This window comes from Colwellia marinimaniae, assembly GCF_002207865.1.
GTDB lineage: Bacteria > Pseudomonadota > Gammaproteobacteria > Enterobacterales > Alteromonadaceae > Colwellia > Colwellia marinimaniae.
Genome location: NZ_BDQM01000072.1, coordinates 1 through 2,552 on the forward strand (window position 1 = coordinate 1; position 2,552 = coordinate 2,552).

Genomic DNA, 2,552 nt, shown 5'->3' on the forward strand with positions numbered 1-2,552 from the left:
GCCGATCACTTTTCGGTCAAAATGGTATTGAGTGATCGGCTTGAATGGTATCGTTCAATTTTTACACTTTTTTGTCTAACCAGTAGGTGTTTTTAACCGTTATCCTTTTCATTTTTGATGATGAGAATAACCATGCCAACGGCACCTATTTCAATGCGTAAACTTAAAGAGATTTTAAGACTAAAATACGACTGTAAACTCAGTCATCGAAAGATAGCAAACAGCTTATCAATTTCACCGTCAATTGTGTCTAAATATGCCTGTAAATCAGCAGAGCTAGGGATCACTTGCTGGCCGCTTGATGAGAAGTGGGATGATCACTCCCTGCAACAAGCGTTCTTCAAAACAAAACCTAGATTAAAAGGTTTTACGATCCCTGACTGGTCATTAGTTCAGCAGGAGCTGCGGCCCAAAACGATGACGCTATTACTGCTTTGGCAAGAATACAAAGAGCGACACGAAGAGGGCTTTTACAGTTACACCCACTTCTGCCGACAGTACAAAGCATGGCTTAAATGTCAAAAACCTTCCATGCGCCAAAACCATAAAGCAGGTGAAAAACTGTTTGTCGATTACTGCGGGCCAACAATGAATATTGTTGATGCGAGTACAGGTGAATGCCGCACGGCACAGGTGTTTGTCGCCGTGATGGGCGCATCTAATTATACGTATGCTGAGGCTACCTATAGTCAAAAACTCGAAGATTGGGTGATGAGTCACGCCCGTTGTTTTGAGTTTCTGGGGGGTGTGCCAGCGCTAGTTATTCCTGATAACCTCAAAAGTGCGGTAACAAAACCCTGTCGGTATGAGCCTGACTTAAATCCAACCTACCAGCAATTGGCGACACATTACAATACGGTCATTGTGCCTGCTAGACCATATAAGCCCAAGGATAAAGCCAAAGCAGAGGTAGGTGTGCAAATTGTCGAACGCTGGATCATGGCACGGCTTCGTAATGAAAGCTTCTTTAGCTTGCGCCAACTCAACGTGAAAATACAAGAATTACTGGTCGATTTAAACCAGCGGCAAATGAAAAAGCACCCTGGTTCAAGGCTTAGCCAGTTTGAAGCCATTGACAAACCTGCGTTAAAACCGCTACCTACGCAGGCTTACAGTTACACCTTGGTCAAACAAGTTAGCGTGCATATTGATTACCATGTTGAAGTTGAAAAACACTATTACTCAGTGCCGTATACCTTGATAAAACAAAAGCTTGAAGCCCATGCCACAGGACAATTGGTGACACTTTACCATCAAGGCGTTCAAGTCGCTGTTCACCCAAGATCCCACCGACAAGGTGCTCACACTACACTTGATTTGCATATGCCAGTCGCTCATCAAAAACAGCAGCAATGGACGCCACAACGGTTTGAACGTTGGGCAAGTAAGTTCGGCGCATCAACTGAGCAGTTTGTCATACAATTGATGCAAGCTAAAAAGCATCCAGAGCAAAGCTATCGCGCTTGTATGGGGTTATTGAACTTAGGTAAGAAATATACCGAACAACGGCTTGAAGCGGCTTGTTATCGTGCCTTAGCCACAGGCGTTACCCGTGTAAAACAAGTGAAGACCATCTTAGAAAAGGGCTTGGATAAACAGCCCTTGCCAGAAGCCCAAGGTAATTTACTCCAAGATATTGACCATCAAAATATCCGTGGCAACCACTATTACCATTAAACCTAACACTCAATAAAACAAAGGAAATCCTATGCAAAATATAACTCAACAAGTCAATAGTCAATTAAGTAACTTAAAGCTAAGCGGCATACGTGATGCGCTACAGCAACAGTATGAACAGCCCAATCTATACGTAGAACAGAGCTTCGAAGAGCGGTTAAGTTTACTGCTTGATGTTGAGATAACACAACGTGATCAACGAAAAATTGATCGCTTAACTCGACAAGCTAAATTCAGAGTTGGCGGCACGCTTAGCCAGTTAAATTATGGCGCAGAACGACAACTAGATAAAACACAGATCCGCTCATTGGCACAAGGGGAATGGCTTCGCCTTCATCAAAATATCTTGATCACAGGAGCAACTGGCTGTGGCAAAACTTATCTCGCTTGCGCGCTTGGTCAAAACCACTGCCAACAAGGGAATAGCGTTTACTATTTTAGGCTCAAAGAGCTATTAGAAAAAATGTTTCTGGCGCAGGCAGATGGCAGTTATCGCAAGCTAATTAACAAGCTTAGCTCGGCCAGTTTACTGATCTTAGATGATTGGGGGTTAGAGCCATTAACGGCTCAACAACGGAGTGATTTACTGGAATTAATTGATGCTAGATACGATACAAAATCGACCTTAATTGCCAGTCAATTACCGATAGAAAATTGGTATGAAATGATCGGAGAATCTACCCATGCAGATGCGATTCTAGATCGGCTTGTTCACGGGGCAATAAAATTGGAATTAAAAGGTGAATCGATGCGAAAAAAACTAAATACCTTGACTGATGGCGATCACTCAAGTTAGATTTTACTGAGGTCTACTGATTAACAAAAAAGTGATCGGCTTGAATAGTATTGACCGATCGGCATCATGGTATTACGCA

The 2,552-nt window shown here is 42.9% G+C and carries 2 protein-coding genes; both read left to right on the forward strand.

Annotated features, from left to right (window positions below):
- Positions 1 to 132 precede the first annotated feature (132 nt).
- A complete protein-coding gene (istA, locus tag MTCD1_RS18105) occupies positions 133 to 1,677 on the forward strand; it encodes an IS21 family transposase (protein ID WP_057179163.1) in 1,545 nt (514 codons plus the stop codon).
- 31 nt (positions 1,678 to 1,708) lie between these two features.
- Positions 1,709 to 2,473 (forward strand): IS21-like element ISShfr5 family helper ATPase IstB, encoded by a 765-nt coding sequence (gene istB, locus MTCD1_RS18110; RefSeq protein ID WP_057179162.1) that lies wholly within the window; start codon positions 1,709 to 1,711, stop codon positions 2,471 to 2,473.
- Positions 2,474 to 2,552 lie beyond the last annotated feature (79 nt).

Excerpts from the sequence above, each read along its gene's own strand:
- istA (WP_057179163.1), top strand. The coding sequence starts at position 133 with ATGCCAACGGCACCTATTTCAATGCGTAAACTTAAAGAGATTTTAAGA.
- istB (WP_057179162.1), top strand. The coding sequence starts at position 1,709 with ATGCAAAATATAACTCAACAAGTCAATAGTCAATTAAGTAACTTAAAG.